9 protein-coding genes are annotated in these 18,925 nt (G+C 34.3%); 2 read left to right on the top strand and 7 right to left on the bottom strand.

Going from position 1 to position 18,925, the window contains the following annotated elements:
• Window positions 1-9: 9 nt before the first annotated feature.
• Window positions 10-3,102, bottom strand: coding sequence for a SusC/RagA family TonB-linked outer membrane protein (locus NCC77_RS08130; RefSeq protein ID WP_250835131.1), 3,093 nt, complete (start codon window positions 3,100-3,102; stop codon window positions 10-12).
• Between the two features lie 177 nt (window positions 3,103-3,279).
• Window positions 3,280-4,290: a LacI family DNA-binding transcriptional regulator gene (locus NCC77_RS08125; RefSeq protein ID WP_250835130.1), complete on the bottom strand. Its 1,011-nt coding sequence runs from the start codon at window positions 4,288-4,290 to the stop codon at window positions 3,280-3,282.
• 391 nt (window positions 4,291-4,681) lie between these two features.
• Here NCC77_RS08125 and NCC77_RS08120 point away from each other — a divergent pair, with 391 nt between their 5' ends.
• Complete coding sequence (locus tag NCC77_RS08120; RefSeq protein ID WP_250835129.1) at window positions 4,682-6,286, top strand: class I SAM-dependent methyltransferase; 1,605 nt, start codon at window positions 4,682-4,684, stop codon at window positions 6,284-6,286.
• A gap of 180 nt (window positions 6,287-6,466) precedes the next feature.
• On the opposite strand, the gene NCC77_RS08115 is transcribed toward NCC77_RS08120, so the two are convergent.
• The 5 genes from NCC77_RS08115 to NCC77_RS08095 form a co-directional block, all read right to left on the bottom strand.
• Window positions 6,467-8,284: an alkaline phosphatase gene (locus NCC77_RS08115; protein WP_250835128.1), complete on the bottom strand. Its 1,818-nt coding sequence runs from the start codon at window positions 8,282-8,284 to the stop codon at window positions 6,467-6,469.
• Window positions 8,285-8,534: 250 nt separating this feature from the next.
• On the bottom strand, window positions 8,535-10,070 hold the full coding sequence (locus NCC77_RS08110; protein ID WP_250835127.1) for a RagB/SusD family nutrient uptake outer membrane protein: 1,536 nt from the start codon (window positions 10,068-10,070) through the stop codon (window positions 8,535-8,537).
• Window positions 10,071-10,089: 19 nt separating this feature from the next.
• The gene (locus NCC77_RS08105) at window positions 10,090-13,470 is read right to left on the bottom strand and encodes a TonB-dependent receptor (protein ID WP_250835126.1); all 3,381 of its coding nucleotides are present in this window, start codon (window positions 13,468-13,470) and stop codon (window positions 10,090-10,092) included.
• Between the two features lie 71 nt (window positions 13,471-13,541).
• Window positions 13,542-14,462 (bottom strand): FecR family protein, encoded by a 921-nt coding sequence (locus NCC77_RS08100; protein WP_250835125.1) that lies wholly within the window; start codon window positions 14,460-14,462, stop codon window positions 13,542-13,544.
• Between the two features lie 113 nt (window positions 14,463-14,575).
• Complete coding sequence (locus NCC77_RS08095) at window positions 14,576-15,133, bottom strand: RNA polymerase sigma-70 factor (protein ID WP_095931264.1); 558 nt, start codon at window positions 15,131-15,133, stop codon at window positions 14,576-14,578.
• Window positions 15,134-15,653: 520 nt separating this feature from the next.
• Between NCC77_RS08095 and NCC77_RS08090 the strand changes: the two genes are divergently transcribed.
• Window positions 15,654-18,896, top strand: coding sequence for a YCF48-related protein (locus NCC77_RS08090; RefSeq protein ID WP_250835124.1), 3,243 nt, complete (start codon window positions 15,654-15,656; stop codon window positions 18,894-18,896).
• Window positions 18,897-18,925: the final 29 nt, after the last annotated feature.

Raw genomic sequence — 18,925 nt, 5'->3', positions numbered from 1 at the left:
TTTTTAGAATTAGAATTTGACATTAAGTGCAAAACCATAGTTTCTTGTCAAAGGCATAGAAGCTCTTTCCATACCTTGCGCATTACTGTTTGAGTAATTTGACTCTGGATCGATGTTTGGAACTTTGTCATAAATAGTCCATAAATTATGAGCTGAGAATGCTAAACTAACAGACTGAAATGGTGTTCTTTTTAAATATTCTTTTGGGAAATTATAAGCAAATGAAATTGCTCTAAGCTTAACAAAATCAGCATCATAAACAAAGTTTGATGTCACATCACTGTAGCTTCTCCAGTAATCGTATGCCGAAACTGTCGTGTTTACAGGATTTCCGTTAACATCTGTTCCGCTTACTGCTACACCACCTTCACGACCAGGAAGCGTAATTTCAGATAATCCATAACGTGTTCCTAACTGATTTGTAGCTGAATAGATTTCTCCTCCAAATTTAGCATCAACAAAAACAGAAAGAGTGAAATTTTTATAAGAGAAATCATTTGAAAGTCCCATAGATGTTGGCGCAACACCTTGTCCTGCAATGATTAAATTTCCTCTTAAGAATTTTCCATTTGTATCTAATACAATGTTGCCATTGGCATCTCTTAAATAATCGTATGCTTTAATAACTCCAAAAGGCTGTCCTTTTTCTAAAACTACATTAGCTCTTCCGTCTCTATTTCCTTCTAATGTTTTTGTTGTGATTTTATCAGAAAGATTTAAAACTTCACTATCGTTATAAGCAAAATTATAACCTACGTTCCAAGAGAAATTTTCTGTCTTAATTGCTTTTACATTAATAGCAAACTCCACCCCTTTATTTAAGATTTCTCCAACGTTGATTTTTGTAGTTCTATATCCTGAAGCTTGAGAAACATCGGCATCGGTAATATCATTCGTTGTTTTTTTGCTGTAGAAAGTCAAATCTGTACTTACTCTGTTGTTGAAAAATGTGTTTTCAAAACCAAACTCAATTGTGCTTACATTGTATGGTTTTAAAGTTCTGTTTGGAATTGTTTCTCCATTTACACCCAAAATTGGCTGTCCTAAAGAATCTGTCTGTCCGTCTGGCGTTGTATAAGTCAATGCTAAAGCATAAGCTTCTGGCAAAGCTCCTCCAACGTTACCCCAACCCGCTCTAATTTTACCATAAGAAATCCATTCAGGAAGACCGATAACTTCTGAGTAAATAAAACTTGAACTTACAGAAGGATAAAAAGTGCTATTATTTGACGGATCTAAAGTAGAGAACCAGTCTTCACGTCCTGTTAAACTCAAAAACAAGTAGTCTTTGTATCCCAAATCTGCTGAATAGAAAAGAGAGTTTACTTCACTTTCAGAGAATAATTTTTCAGTCTTATCTGGCTGTGTATTTCCGTAGAAATATTTGAACGGAACAATGAAGTTATTTCCTTTCATTTTAATACCGCTGTATCTGTTATGCTGACGGTTTGCCCCAATAAAAGCATCCAAAGAAAGGTCTTTAGCAATATCTCCCTTATAGCCTAAAAAACCAGAAGCATTTACTTCAGAACGCGTTTCAATTCTGTTTTCGATAGATCCACCTGGACTATAGTTTATTCCAGTAGGCTCAACTTCAGTATATTCATAATTAATATCATCAATACCAATAACAGCTTTAGCATAAATTTTATCTGTAATGTTATAATTTACTTTTGCAGATCCTATAAAACGTTTTCTAAGGTCGTCGTTTAAAGGAGATTTGGTAGCAAAATAAGGATTTGTATGATATACGTTTGCTCCTAAAAAGTCTTCCTCTCCACCGTTCGCGTCATAAGGATTGCTTAACCATCTAATATCTGTTCCCGGAGTCATGAAAGTTGTTGGGAAAGATGGGTTTCTCGGCGAATCATTTAAATACGGGCGGTTATGGCTTTTCTCAGAAATATACTGAGCATTACTTTCTATACTGATTCTTTTATTTGGAGCCGAATTTAAACTCAAAGCCACGTTGTTTCTACCAAAAGTAGTTTCTGGCAAAATAGATTCATCCTTTGTATTTCCAAAAGATAATCTAAAGTTTGTTGATTCATTTCCGCCAGAGATTGCTAAAGTATTACTGAAAGAATATCCAGTTCTGTAGAAATTCTCCACGTTATCTTTTCCGTAAGCTTGATAAGGTCTTGTTTTACCATCAAGTGACAATGAAGGTGTTCCGTCATATTTATCTCCCCATGCAAAATAGTACGAATCTCTAAGTTCCTGTAAATTGTTAAACCTAGTTGGCACACCACTCGCATCTGGAGCACCAGCACCATATTGATCTTGCCATTTTAAAAGGCTTGCAGGTGTATTAAAAGAAGAATTGGTACTAAAATCTACTCCTATTCCTGTTCCGTTTTTACCTTTTTTAGTTGTAATTAAGATAACACCATTTGATCCTCTGTACCCGTAAAGAGCAGAAGCAGCACTACCTTTAAGCACAGAGAGCGAAGCAATATCATCTGGATTGAAAGAAGACATACCATCTCCTTTATCAGCTCCACCCCACATTCCTGCATTTCCTTGCTGTGTATTGTCAATCGGGATTCCGTCTACCACATACAACGGCTGGTTCAATCCAGATGCAGAAGTTGCACCACGAATAACCACTCGGCTTGAACCTGATGGCCCTGTAACTGGAGCCGAAACGTTTACACCGGCAATTTTACCTTGCAAAGCATTTCCTAAATTGATTTCTTTATTTTTTGTCAGATCATCGCCTTTTAGTTCTCCTACAGCGTAACCTAAACTTTTCTTCTGTTTTTTAACTCCAAATGAAGTTACCACAACATCCTTTAATTCCTGAGTATTCTCGGCAAGTGTAACAGCAACTCTAGTTTCTTTTTCTTGTAATACAACTTGTTTTGACTGAAACCCTATAGAAGAAATATTAAGGGTAATTTTACCTTCTGGAACATTCATTTTAAATCGTCCTTCAGCATCTGTAACAGCGCTAAATGGTTTTCCTTGAACTTCGATTGATGCAGCAACAACTCCCTTGTTTTCTGCATCTGTAACTATGCCGGTTATTAATCGATTTTGCGCGGCAGCACTTAAACTGCTAAGCAATATCACTCCTAACACTGCTAATATTCGTCTCATAAGCTTTTTTGTTTGGTTATTGGTTTTGATTTCGTTTGTGTTTTGTTGTTACGTGTTTGTTTTAAATAATTAATAAAAATTGGTACTCTACTTTCAATTATAGCAACAAGAAGCCTTTGCAAGTCTTGCTGTTTTTGGTTTTTACTAAATCGTTTTAGTGAACGGGTTAAAAAAATTTTAAACTGATTCTCTTATTATTAAAGAGCCTTTTTTGAGAATTTTTTCAATTTTATAGTCTTCAAAGTTGGTCATCTGACTCATTAGCAATTGTATGGACTTCACCGCTATATCTTCTATTGGCTGAGCAATTACAGATATTGTGGGCGTATGCAGTTTAAAACTGTCGTGATCATCAAAACTGATCACCGAAATATCGTCTGGAATTTTATATTTTAAATATCTAAAAGCTTGTAATCCCGCAAGTCCGAGGTAATTTGCTAAAAAAAGAACGGCATCTATATCCTTATTTTTCTCAAAGAAATTTATAATGGCTTCTACTCTGCTTTGTTCGCTTGCATGATAATCTAAATGAAGCGTATAATTTTCGTTATAGATTCCTTCTTCTTTTAACGCTTCTACATATCCTTTTTCTCGCAATTTCATCTGAATCATTCCAGACTCATTATTTACAACAGCAATATTCTTTCTTCCTTTATCAATCAAAAATTTGGTGGCTGAGTAAGCTCCCTCGTGATTGTCCATTACCACGTGACTTACTTTTTGATTGGCAAAATATCTGTCGATTAGCACTACAGGTTTTTGCATTTTTAAAAGTTGACTGATTGTTTTTTCCAGATTTCGAGTCGGCGTAATAATAAAGCCTTCAACATTTGCCTGTAAAAGACTCTGCACCAATTCTTCCGAACGATTGTTATCGTCTCCTGTGCTGCAATAAAAAACTCTATAATTAATGTTTTTTGCTTCGTCTTCGATCACTCTTGCCAAATCAGCAAAGAACTGATTGGATATATCTTCTACAATAAGTCCGATTGATCTTGTTTTGCCTGTTCGCAGACTGCTCGCAATCATGCTTGGTTTATACTGCAATTTTTGCGCTACATCCTGAACTTTTTTAATCACCGACGGACTAATAGCCATTTTTTCGCCTTTTCCATTGATAACAAAAGACACAGTAGAAATAGAAACTTCTGCCTGTTTAGCAATATCTCTAATTGTAATCTTTTTCATCTAGTAAAAAATTTATTGTTGAATATTTTAGTACATCACAAATATATGTAAGCAAAACTTACAAAAACGTTTTAGTAAAATTTTTTTTCAATAAATCTCTTTTTTAACAACAAAATAAAGCGAAATATTCAGCAAATAAAGCATTTTGATTAGTTATTGTCATTTTGACTTTTAATATTGATTTTGTGATTTTTATAAAGATTAAATTCAGTTTTGTGGTATTTATTAATCATTTTTCAATGTTATTTTTCAAAAAAAAAGTTGAAAAAAAACTAAAATTCTGTAAAAAGACTTTTTGAGAAAAAACAAGAACAAAACCTCAGCTAACCAAAACCAAGATGTCCTACGTAAGAAAAAAATCACTATTTTTAACTAACTTCATTTTTGCATTATGACCGATAAATCACAACTCTTAAGTTCCATCTTCAGGCATCTTGACGGCTTGGTTACTGCTCCTGTAGCAGTCGCACTTAAAAATAAGTCTGTATTAGAATTTATATTAAATAAAAAACAGACCTCGATAGCTGAACTTACTGCTGCTTTTAATGCTAACGAAGGATATCTGAACGTTGCTTTGAGAGTTTTGGCTTCTCAAGGATTTTTAGAATATGAAATTGATAATAAAACGCAGGTAATCACAATTGCTGTAAATGAGAAAACTGAAACCGCTTTTTCGCTGTTTCACCTCTACGAAGATGTTGTCGAATTACTTCAGTTATCTATACATTTTCATCCTCGTTTGTTTGAAGATACGCCGTTTGAAAAGCTCAATACTATTTTTGAAAAATATAAAAAAAGATACGGAATTGAGTCTTCCAGCCACCCTTTGACCAAGAACATTCAAGAGCAAATTCTAAAACATATTGAAGGTTACCTCATCGGGCCAACTATTGTTCGATTGGCGATGAACGGAATGTTTCACAAGTATTTTATGGAAACTTCTTTTAGACCCGAAGAGTTTCATAAATCACCCGAAAATTTTAAAAAGATATTAGACTTTTTTGTGCATTTGGGCTGGTTTCTAGAAAAAAAAGGAAATTATCAATTTACAGAAGCCGGTTTATTTTTTGCTAAAAGAGCCAGCGCATATGGTGTTACGGTTTCTTACCTTCCGACATTTGCCAAAATTGAAGAATTAATTTTTGGCAATCCAGACGCTTTAAGAACTGCAGAAGGCAAAAACGAAATTCATGTCGATCGCGAAATGAATGTTTGGGGAAGCGGTGGCGCGCACGATACTTATTTTAAAGTGGTTGATGAAATTCTTATTAAACTTTTTAATCTTCCTATCGAAGAACAGCCTAAAGGAATTCTAGATATGGGATGCGGAAATGGCGCTTTTCTACAGCATATTTTTGAAGTAATCGACAGGCAAACTTTACGCGGAAAAATGCTCGATGAATATCCGTTATTTTTAGTCGGTGCCGATTACAATCAGACGGCGCTGAAAGTAACAAGAGCCAATCTTATCAATGCAGACATTTGGGCAAAAGTAATTTGGGGCGATATCGGGCGTCCTGATTTACTGGCAGATGATCTGAAAGAAAACTATAATATTGATTTGAAAGATCTTCTAAATGTGAGGACTTTTCTCGATCATAATAGAATTTGGCAAGATCCGAAGCATAGTAACAAAAACAGAGTCAGTACCTCAACAGGTGCATTTGCTTACAGAGGAAAAAGAATTAGCAATAATCTGGTTGAAGATAATCTTTTGGAACATTTGCAAAAGTGGTCACCTTACGTACACAAATTTGGTCTGCTACTCATTGAACTTCATACTATAAACCCGAAACTTACGGCCAGTAATTTAGGTCGAACTGCAGCAACAGCTTATGATGCCACTCATGGTTTTTCGGATCAATATATTGTTGAAATTGACGTTTTTAATGCCATTGCCGCAGAAGCCGGATTATTTCCCGATCAATCCATTTTTAAGAGATTTCCTGATGCCGATACGGCAACGGTTAGTATTAATTTGTTGAAAGGAAAATAAATAAAATGTGAAATGCAGAATGTGAAATGTGAAAAGTAGGTAAACGATATTTTTTACCCCGCTGGGATTTTTGCAGAAACATTTTCAAGCTCTGGAAGAGCGAAATATTTATAGTTTTAGATAAAAGCAAAAAGGAGCTCCCTTTTTGGAAGCTCCTTTAATTTGAATTTATTTAAGAAATTATTTCTTTCCAATCAACTCCATAATCTTGTCGTAAATTGCTGTATTCTGATAAACTCCCATGAATTTTTCAGATCCTGGTCCATAAGCAAAAACAGGAACTGGAATTGCCGTATGATCGTTCGTGCTGAAACTTCCATGAACATATCCTTTTTCAATACTTCCATCAATTAATGATAATCCTCCCGTTTCGTGATCTGCGGTTACAATTAAAAGCGTTTCTGGATTTTTATCTACAAATTCCATTGCTTGGCCAACCAATTTGTCAAAATCAAGCATTTCTCTCACTACATATTCGACATTATTCTGGTGTCCGCCATAATCAATTTGAGCGCCTTCGGCCATAATAAAAAACGGAGTCTTTGTTTTTGAAAAAGTGTTGGTCGCTTTCGCTAAAGATTTCGTTAGAAAATCTCCTCTTCCATTTTTTATAGAAACTACCGCTGCGTCTTCTAAAACAACAAATTTGCTGTTTTTAATCGTATCTAAACTCGAGAATTTATCTGAGAAAGTGTATCCTTTTTCGATTAAAGTTTTAGACAAATCTTTGCCATCTTTTCTAGAAATAAATTCTTTCTGTCCTCCTCCAATTAAAATATCTGAAGGATTCGAAAGAAAATCGTTTGCAATTGGTTCACTTAAACTTCTTTCTGGCTGATGCGCATAAAACGCAGCTGGGGTGGCATCAGTAATATTTCCAGCAGAAATAATTGCCGTTTTATAGTTTTTCTTTGCCAATTGTTCTGCAATCGTCTGCAGCGGTTTTCCTTGTTCATCGACACTTATAAAACGGTTATTGGTTTTATGTCCTGTTGCCATTGCCGTTGCTCCTGCGGCAGAATCTGTAATATAACTATCTGAAGCTTTTGTGATCGAAAATCCTTGTGTAGGAATGTTAAATAAACTCAATTGCCCTTTGTTTGCTGTATAACCAGAATAGATTTGCGTTAACCCCATTCCGTCTCCAATTAAAAGAATAACATTTTTTGGACGTTTACTCTTGAAAACATTTTTAGGAACATAAGCTTGATGAAATTCTGTATTCTGATAAAATGTAGTTTTAATGCTATTAATAAATTGAGTCAATTCGGCTACTTTATCCGTTCCGATGAAATCAACTTTTAAATTCATCAAAGTCATATACGTATTCACGTTATCTTGCGTAGCCCAAAATCTTATCTTTTTGTTTTGATCGTGGACTCTTTTGATAATTGCCTGAATGTTTTCAGCATCTGGCTGCGTCAAAACACCTTTTCCGTTCCAAACTGTGATTTCATGCAAATCTTCGCTAATCATTTCAACTCTCGCCAATTGATCTGGAGTATAATTTTCATTCAATCTTCCATCAAAATAAATAAAATCTGGATACGTTGCCCAAAGCGATGGCAAAGGTCTGTTTCCAGAAATAACCACTTTTATATTTTTATTCGAAATGATATCTGGAAAAGTCTTTAGTTGCTGTGTAATTGCTTTCAAAGTCGAATCGGCATCTGACTTAATATCAATCATTAAAACCAAAGGCTTATTGCTCGGATACGCTTTTCCTTCCAATGTTTTTAATTTGTTAGAAAGCGGTTCCAAATACATGCTTTTAAGTGTATTGTGAGAAGCAATTTCTTTGGAAGTGTGTGCCACAAATAATTCGTTATTCACTAAAAAAACATCGGCTTCAATAACGCCAGTTTCGTTAGAATAAGCTCCGTAGAATGGCAACTTACTTTCGTAATCGTTATGCGAATGAATGTTAGACGAACTGTATTCCTGCGCTTGCGCGAAGAGGCAAAATTGAAGGCAAAAAAGGGTGATTATTTTTTTCATCGAAAATGATTTAAATTCTTTTAAAGCTGTAGGTAACTTTATTAGAAATGTTTTTTTGTAATTTATTTTTAACACATAGAAACATAGCTTTTCTTCATGTGTAAAGGCGTTTCACTTGTTTAAATGCACATAGTAAAAAGTAATCTTGTCATTCCTCGAAATGACAAACTTTACTGTTTTTTTTACAACTGCAGTCTCCTGAATAAGACTGCAGTATAAAAAACTAAAAAAACACAATGAAATTAACGTATTACCAGCCTTGGTTTTGAGTCAAAGCTCCTTTACTTACTGCGATTTCATCTGGCGGAATTGGCCAAACGTGATGAATCGCTGGATTGAAATTACGAGCAGGATAAATTACGCTTCCATTGTAATGGTGCAATGGTTTTGCGTATGTTTCTTTTGCATCTCCCCAACGCACTAAATCGAAATGGCGATCTGTCCATTCTCCTGCCAACTCGCATCTTCTTTCTCTTTTTAAATCTACCATTGTCGCACCAGCAATATCTGTAAGACCTGCGCGGTGGCGAATCATATTGATTTCTGTATCTGCGTTTTGCCCTTTCATTAATTTCGCTTCCGCTAACATCAAAATGACATCTGCATAACGTAAAAGAGGCACATTTAAAGCTGTTGAAGGTTTGTCTCCGTTTGCATTTACATAACGAATATCTACTCCGCCCGAAGTTGTTTTTGGATAACTGAATGGCTCCATATATTTCTTAAACTGATAACCTGTTCTGTTACTTGAACTTACTACGTGATTTCCTTCGTTAAAAGTTACTGTTTCTCCGAAATAAACAAATTTGTCTCCTTTTTGTAAAATCGTAGCGCTGCGTCTTTTATCATTAGCTACGTAAGTATCAAATAATTCTTTTGTCGGATAAAAATTTCCCCATCCGTTGTAAACTCCCCAACCTTTATCTTCTAAACAAACTCCAGGAAAAATAGAACCTAAAGAAGTGTTTTCTGCGCTTGAAGTTACCGACCAAATATATTCTGAAGACCAGTTGTTACTGATTTTAAAGACATCTTCAAAATTGTCTAATAATTTGTGCTTTCCGCTAGCCACGATCATGTTTGCATATTTGATGGCGTTATCCCAATCTTTTGCATACAAATACGTACGAACCAAATAAGCCCAAGCTGCAGTTTTGTGCGCGCGTCCGTAATTGTCTGGCGTAAGCTGATCAAAATACGGTAGCAAATCTGCCGCTTTGATTAAATCTGCTTCAATATAAGCGTAATTTTCGGCTACATTTTTAGCACGAGGCACAAAAACATTTGTTGGATCTTCTCTATCTTGAATCGGAATTCCGGCACGATCGTCTCCATAGTGGTACGCTAATTCTAAATGCATTACAGCATGGTTAAAATAAGCTTCTCCCAACATTCCGTTTCTTGTACTTTCGTCTAATGCAATCTTTGGAATATTGCGAATCACGTCGTTACAACGTTTCATGATTTCGTAGTGAATTCTCCAAATATCTTTAGTATCCGATTCTGATCCGTCTACAATAAAATTTTTGATTCTTTCTGCATTTTGTCTCGGTTTTGTTCCAATATCATCGCTGGCATTATTTAGCCAAAAGAAACCACGACCGTACATATTATCATCAGAATATAAAGCATAAATTGCATTTACTCCTGCTTTTGCATCTGCTGGCGTTTTCCAGAAATTTCCGCTTGACGGAGCTCCTTGTGGCACAACATCAAGTTCGCTTTCGCAAGCCGAAGTGCTTACCAAAAGCACGAAACTCAATAATAAAAGACTTATTTTTTTCATTTTAATTGTTTTTTATTTTTTAAAAAGTTGCGTTAACACCTGTCATGTAAATACGAGAAAGCGGATAACGTCCCAAATCCATTCCGAAGTTTTTAAGACCAACTTCAGGATCCATTCCAGAATATTTCGTGATTGTAAATAAGTTTTGTCCAGAAATAAAGAATCTCAATTTTGCTTTTCCGTTCAGCCAGCTTTCTTTAATCGTATACCCAATCGAAACGTTTTTCAGTCTTAAGAAAGAAGCGTCTTCAATGTATAAATCAGAAATACGTCCAAAGTTGTTATTGTTATCTGTTGAGGAAAGAACCGGAACATTGGTATTCGTGTTTGTTGGCGACCAAGCCTCTTTAGATTCAGACAATAAATTGTAACCTGGGAAAGAAGCATTTAAACCGGTATGTTTTACTGCATTGAAAACGCTATTTCCTGCAGCTCCGCTGAAAAAGACATTCATATCAAATCCTTTATATCTGAAATTGGCATTCAAACTATACGTTGTTTTTGGGAAAGGGCTTCCTAAAACTACTCTATCACTATTGTTGATTACGCCATCTCCATTTTCATCTTTAAATTTAATATCTCCAGCAACTGCATTTGGCTGATACATTACGCCATCTTTATTTACAAAAGCTTTTACCTCATCATTGCTTTGGAATAATCCATCGGTAGCATATCCGTAGAAGGCTCCAACTGGGCTTCCTACTTGGTAAATATTCGCCAATGGCAAACTACGAACTCTGCTTAAGCCAAGTGGTTCTAATGAATTTAAATCGTCTTTAATAGAAACAATTCTATTGCTTAAGAATCCAGCGTTTGCCGTAACATCAAATTTAAATTCTCCGCGAGTTTTTTGGTAGGTTAAACTCACCTCGATTCCTTTGTTTTCAACATCTCCCGAGTTAACGATTCTTCCTTGTGGCGTTCCCGAAACTCCTGGCAATTGGTCACGAACCAACATGTCTTTGTTTTTCTTTACATAAGCATCAACAGATCCTACTAAACTATTATTTAGCATAGTGAAGTCTAAACCAATATTGGTCTGCTCAGAGCTTTCCCATTTTAAATTCGGATTTGATAATTCGCTTTCAGCATAACCATAATTAATTGATGGTACAGCTCCAATTAAAGCCTGAGTTTGTACCAATGGCACGCTAAATTGGTATGGTCCAAGGTTTCCTAAGTTTCCAATTTGTCCCCAGCTTGCGCGAAGTTTTAAGTTGCTGATAATTGGCTCAATACCTTTCATAAAATTTTCTTCAGAAATTAACCAACCTGCAGAAACTGAAGGATAAACCTTCCAACGATTATTTTCTAATAATTTTGAAGTTCCGTCACGACGAACAATTCCAGAGATTAAATATTTCTGACTGAAATCGTAATTAATTCTTCCTACATAAGAAGAAATAATTTCATCTGATCTTCCTGCAGCCGTCTGCTGAATCAATTTTGCATTCAATAAATAACGCTGCGATGGATCTTCGTTATCAAAACCAGTTCCTTCAACAGTATAAAAATCTCTTTTAGTTTCTTGATACGTATATCCAGCCAGAGCTTTCATATTATGTTTTCCAAATGATTTCTCATAAGAAATAGTCTGTTCGCTCAATAAATCTGTAGTTGTTATATTTTTCAGCGTCAATCTGTTGAAATCGAAGATCTTTCCTGGCTCCGTAACTTTTACTGTAAAGTCTGATGCATTATCTTGAATTCTAGTATAACCCCAGTTCGATTTTACTTTTAACCCTGGAACAATTTCCCATTCTGCATACGGATTGATCAAAATGGTAGAAATTGGATTTTTATTGTCTAATCTTTTCAAATACGCTACCGGATTGATAACGTCTCCGTAAGAACCAATATATTTTTCTGGCACACCACCAAATTGGCCTGAACCATCTTCTCTGTAAATCGTTGCGTTTGGCGGATACAAAATTGCTGCTTGAATTGCTCCTGTATACGAACTTGACGTATTAGCAGTCTGACCATCAGTTAAGGAGTACGAAATATTTTCTCCAATTGTGAAATTATCAGCCAATTTAAAAGAAGAATTTGCTCTTACTGTATAACGTTCTCCATACGTATTTAACAAAATACCTTCGTTTTTTCTATAACTTCCAGAAAGAAAGAAATTAGATTTTTCTGTTTTTCCGTTTACCGAAAGCGATAGATCTTGAATTTCTCCTGTACGGAAAATTTCATCCATCCAGTTTGTTTTTGTTGTTCTTGCAGTTGGTTCAAATGCAGGATCGAAAGCAGGAATTCTAGGCAAACCTGCATTATCTCTTGCAAGATTCATAGCATCAGCATATTCTGCAGCGTTTAAAACCTCTAGTTTTTTGGCTACATTCTGAAAACCTCCTTGGTAGTTTACATTTACATTAATTTTATCTGAAACTCCTTTTTTAGAAGTAATTAAAATTACCCCACCAGAAGCTCTCGCACCGTAGATTGCTGCAGAAGCCGCATCTTTTAAAACGTTTATCGATGCTATATCATTTGGATTTATGGTATTTAAAGAACCGCTGTAAATAATTCCGTCCAAAACAATTAGAGGCGTTTCAGCATTCAAAGATCCAATACCACGAATGTTAATTGTTGGCGATGCTGTAGGATCTCCACCATCATTGATTACGGTAACTCCGGCCACTGTTCCTTGCAATAATTCGGCAGCATTGTTGTACGTTCTGCTTGAAGTTTCTTTCATAGAAACAGAACCAACAGCTCCTAAAACTTCATTTTTTTTCACGCTTCCGTACCCCATTACCACAACTTCCTGAAGCTGTTTTACATCGGCAGCCAATTTTACATTAATAGTTTGCGTACCCGTAACTTTTACTTCTTGCGTTACATATCCAACGTAAGAAAAAATAAGCGTTGCTTCAGAAGCGTTTACTTCCAATTTAAAAGTTCCGTCAAAATCTGTTGCTGTTGCGGCATCCGAACCTTTGTCTTTAATCCCGACACCTGGCAAAGGCATATTATCGTCTCCTGCTATAACAGTTCCCGAAACAATAATTTTATTTTGGTCTGCCGAAGCAACTTTCTGATTTTTCTTGATTACGACATTGTTGCTAACAATCTCATATCTAAGCACATTACCGCAAATTTTATCCAACGCCTGTTCTAGCGTTACATTATTCAGTTTTAAACTTAATTTCTGATTGGCATTTACTTGGCTGCTTTCGTACATAAAATGCACATCAACCTGATTTTCAATTTTTTGAAATATATTTTTTATACTCTCATTGTCAACTTTTAAAGTCACTCTTTTGTTAATGTCAACATTCCCGGCTTTTACTGTTAGTGCAGCAAAAAACAAAGTCATAAACAGGAATAATTTTGCTCCTATTGTCCTTATGCTCTGCCATTTTGCGGCATACCGCATTTGTTTTTCATTCATAGTTTTTAGATTTAGTGTAATTGTTTTGTTTATTAGTTTGCTACGTAGTTTTATTTTTATTGTTTAAAGAATTACTCGATTTTGTAAACCCCTGAGTCCATTTTGTATTGAGCATTGATGATATTGCACACCAATCCAATTACCTGATCGGCAGGCAGTTCTTTAAAATAGGCACTAATCTTTAAATCGTTTAAATTCTTGTTTTTGACTTCAATCGCAACATTGTAATTACGATTGATTGTGGCTACAACTTCAGAAAGAGGTGTTTCTTCAAAAACCATAATATTTTTTCGCCACAGCGAAATAGTATTTACTGGAACATCTTTAAAAGCTTGAAGCTTGTTGTTTTGCGATTTAAAAATCACTTTCTGTCCTGGAGTTACGTACACATTTTCTTCTGTAACAGTCGATTTCACGTTTACTCTCCCTGTTGCAACCGAAACTTCTTGTGTCGTTTGATCTGGATACGCTTGAACATTAAAACTGGTTCCGAGAACTTTGGTATCCATTTTATTGGTATGAATAATAAAAGGATGCTTTTTGTCTTTGGCTACATCAAAGAAAGCTTCGCCGCTTAAGTACACTTCTCTAGTATCTCCTTTAAATTCTTTTGGATATTTAAGTACACTTCCTGCATTTAACCAGATTTGTGTTCCATCACTTAATTCTATTTTAGCATGCTCTCCTAGTTTTACTGCAAATTGTTTGCTTTCGACTGCATTTGATGTTTGATAAAAAAACACCGATAATCCGATTAACAAAACCAATGAAGCCGCAATAGCCCAGTTTTTGTATGGAAGGGCAATAACTTTATGAGCATTCTTTATTTGTCTTAATTCCTTTTTAAGTTTGGAACGGTCTGATTGAACCATTTCCATATTATCAAAAAAATCATCTGTACGATCGTACCATTTATTCCACATTTCTTGTCCTTTCGGAGAATACTTTCCTTCTAAAAAATTTTTGATTTCGTTATTTGAATTTTCAGGCATTATAATTTCTTTATGTCTTTAATAGTATGTCTTGGGAATTGTAATTTTAGGTAGGCGCAAAAGGTTACGCTTCTGTTAAGAAAAAAGCTGAGTTCTTAATCTGAAGTTCACTTTTAATTGAATTCGCCCAAATAAGTTCGCATGAACTTCAGCGAATATGTAATATGGTATTTTACGGTTTCGATTGAGACGTTTAATTCTTCGGCGATTTCTTTATTGGTGTAATGTTTTACGCGGCTAAGAATGAAAACCTCTTTTGATTTTTTAGGAAGTAATGATGCCGCTTCATCAACCGCTTTTTTCAACTCGTCATAATAAATAGAATCCTCGATCGCATTATAACTGGTTTGCGAAACGGTATTTTTATCTAAAACTTCCTGAATGTATTGGTCGGTAACTTCGTGCGATTTGATGTAATCTAAAGTCATATAACGAACCGAAGTGTAGATGTATGCCGCAAAACTTTTCTGGATCACAATTGTTTTGCGTCTTTCCCAAATAGTGGTAAAAACTTCCTGCACAATTTCTTCTGAAATGGCAATCGATTTCATTCGGAGATATACGAATCGAACTAACAGATCTCGATATCTAAAATAAAGTTCATCAAAAGCTTTATCCTTGCCCGATTTTAATAATTCGACAAGTTCTTCATCTGTAAACTTCTTATACATGATTCATTATTTTATGATTAATCAAATGAAAAGCGTGAGCCAAAACACTTTTTCTGATTTTGTTTTGATAATGATCCTGCTGTTTAAAAATTGGCATATACAAAGTATTGGGTTCTTCTTATATGTCTCCAAAATTAAACCTAGGGGTAGGTTGATTAGGTTACGTTTACATTAATAAACCCCCTATAAAACGAAACATATTATTAACATTTGAAGTCGAAAATTAGCCACGAAATAAAGCTTTACAGCATTTGGAGCAAAAACTCAGAAACTTTGTCTGAGATAAACAGTCTTTCTCTTATAAAAAGCAGAATTGGAGCGAAAAAGTGCTTAACAAATAATTAATAGGAATGCCTTAAAATGAGTTTTATTCTATTGAAAATTCTTTTCAAAAAAATGAATGAAGAGAATAAAATTTTTATGTTCACAACTATTTTAACACCTCATGTAAAAAGCATCTAATTTTTTCTAAATTAGTCTGACATTTTTTATTTTCGATCAGCAAAAATAAATCCGAACTATGATTAAAAAACTACTCCTGATTTTATGTCTTTTCCTTTCTGCGAATACAATTTTATCCCAAACAAATTGGGAATTATTAAATCCTAAGCCAACTGTCAACACAGGAAAAAAAGTAAAATTTGTATCCTCAACCGTCGGCTACATACTTACATCTGACGAATTACTACAAACCGAGGATGCAGGTAATTCTTGGAAAAAAAAGCTTACACTTACCGCCTCAAGCAATGATATAAACTTTTTTAATAATCTTGGATTTATTGTTGGTGACCTTGGATATGTCTTAAAAACAGCAGACTCAGGAAATTCATGGACAAAAATTTCAACGGGTTTCAATGTTTCTTTCAATACCGTTAATGTAATTAATAACACTACCATCATACTATCAAGTTCTAATAGTATTGTTAAATCTACTGATGGTGGAATTACTTGGACGAGCTTAAGCATTCCTAATGCGGATGTGAATAAAACTTTTTTTAATTCTGAATTAATCGGACATGCTGCATGTAAAAACGGAAGAATGTTAAAAACCATTGATGGCGGACAAAACTGGTATGTTACCCAAAGTACAAATGTTTTTCCCTCAGATTTTTTCACCGTTTATTTTATCAACGAAAAAGTTGGTTTTTCATCACAGCAACATAGCAAAGTGTTTAAAACAACTGATGGAGGAGAAACATGGATTGAAATTACAGGAATTAGTCAGGCCATTTATGATTTCTATTTTTTAAATGAAAATATAGGCTTTGTAACAGGAGATAGTGGTGCAACATTTAGAACAGAAAATGGTGGAATTACATGGAGTCAGATATTTTTTCAGAAAGGATACATTTACAATACCTCGATGTATGGAATTTACTTTGAAAATAGCGATATCGGTTATGCAACTGGTGCCAGAGGTAGAATAATCAAAACGGTAGATGGCGGCAAAACCTGGAAAGAAAATTCTTTCACTTATAACCTTATCAAAAAAATTCAAATGTTTAATGATGGAACTGGATACTTTGAAACAGGTCAGATTTTTTATAAGACAGTCGATAACGGAAATTCTTGGTCACAAGTTGGAAGTGTAAAACATTATGAATATTGCAGTGGTTTTTACTTTGTTAACAAAAATGTAGGGTATTCTATCGGAGGAGGAACAACCAGCATTTCCGGAGACGTTTACAAAACTATTGATGGTGGACTTACTTGGAATAAACTAAGCATTTCTGTAGACGAAGGATTGAGTTCTGTTTTTTTTACAGATGAAAATACAGGTTTCATTTCTGGAGGCTTTAATAGAAAAATAGCATTAAAAACCATTGATGGCGGAATTACATGGAGTCAGGTTTCTAATAACGAATATGGTAAAATTCAGTTTGTTAATAGTCAGATCGGGTACGGAAACAGGATAGGTTATTCTACTGGATTTATGTACAAGACAACAGATGGAGGAAATACATGGAAGCAAAGTATAGAAGTAGAAGATGATATTGTAGATTTTGACTTTGTTGATGCAGACAATGGCTACTTTACAGGTGACCAAGGATTATTATATAAGACGAATGATGGTGGAAAAACATGGAAAAAACTAACTCTTCCTTTTGCATATTACACCATCATTAAATTTTACTCAAAAAACGTAGGTTATGTGGCAGAGGATTACGGAAAAATATATAAAACCGTTAATGGAGGGGAAAGCTGGGAACTATTAACTACCCAATTCGGAATCAGATCAATAGAAATTGCATCAGATAAAATTTTTAGGAGTGGTGAAAATGGAAGACTTTACAGAAGTGATGTAGAATATGATGATGTTTCTTTAGAGACATTAACTCCTGTTGTAAAAAATTCAATTGTTACTTTAAATGGAAATGTTACATCAAATAAAGGGGAAATTTCCAATATCCGTTTTGAATACTATAATGCTGATTATTCCTCTTACAAAATAATGAATGCAATACCAGAAAAAGTAGATGCAAATGAGTCGTTAAATGTATTCGCAGATATAACAAATTTTGCTCCTAATACAACATATTATTTTAGAATATTAGCAGACTACAACTCAAAAACTTACACTAGTAAAATTTTAAGTTTTACTACTTTGCCTAATTACACTATTACAGATTTATATCCTAACTGCACAACAAATTCAGCTCAACTTACTGCAGAAATTACTTCAAATTATAACGATATAAGTTCTATAGAATTTCAATATGGACTACAAAATAATGTTTTAGATAAAACAATTAGCGCCAATCCATCATTAGTCCATAAAGAATCAACAGAAAGCATTACGGGCAACCTAACTGATTTAAAACCCAATACAGCCTATTTTTACAGAATAAAAGCCAAACATCAAGGAGAAGTTATTTACGGAAATACCGTGTCTTTTACAACAAAACCTGAATATACATTCTTTTTGTATGGTCCTTATATACAAGAGAACACAGTTACTTTTACCAGTTATATTACTGCCAATACTTACGATATTACCGATCTTGTTCTTGAATATGGAACATTGAATTATGAAAAAAACGTACCTCTAAGTTTATCTAAAATTACAGCCAATAGTACAGAAACTGTAACTGCACAAATCTCAAATTTAGATCCAAATTCGTTCTATTATTTTAGACTAAAAGGCAATTATAATGGCAATACTATTTATAGTAATGAGGCTGTATTTAACATATCTGGTAAAGTTATAATGGCATCTGGAAAAATAGAGAACAAAAATGAATCGATAGTTTTAAAGGGGTTGGTAAATAGCAACGGATATTATTTAACAAATATACAATTTGAATATGGTCTTACGGATAGTTTTGGTAATTCAATTGCTACAAATCCATCCTTTATTTATGGAAACGGAACAACTATAGTGACCTCTTCTATTAATAATCCACTTCCAAACCAAACTTATTATTATAGAATAGTAGCAAATCAATATGGCACTAAAATTTACTCAGACACTTATCAATATAAAACTTCATCTTTAAATGTTGGTGATTTCTCTAATCAGAAAAATATAATTATTTATCCTAATCCTGTAGCTGACTTTTTAACCATAAAACTCAATAATGAAGAAAAAATAGATACTCTCGAAATGTACAATTTAAATGGTCAAAAAGTAATACTCAAAAACAAAGTCGTAAATCCTGATGACATTAAAATTGATGTTCGTCATTTTACAAAAGGTTTATATATACTCAAATTAAACTTTGAAAATAATAAAGTTTCTTATAAAAAAATAATTGTGAATTGATATGAGAAAAATGCTAGAGTATTACTAGG

The sequence above is a fragment of the Flavobacterium tyrosinilyticum genome (assembly GCF_023656565.1).
Taxonomy (GTDB): domain Bacteria; phylum Bacteroidota; class Bacteroidia; order Flavobacteriales; family Flavobacteriaceae; genus Flavobacterium; species Flavobacterium tyrosinilyticum.
Note: the sequence above shows the minus strand (reverse complement) of the source record. Positions and strands in the feature narration are given on the sequence as shown.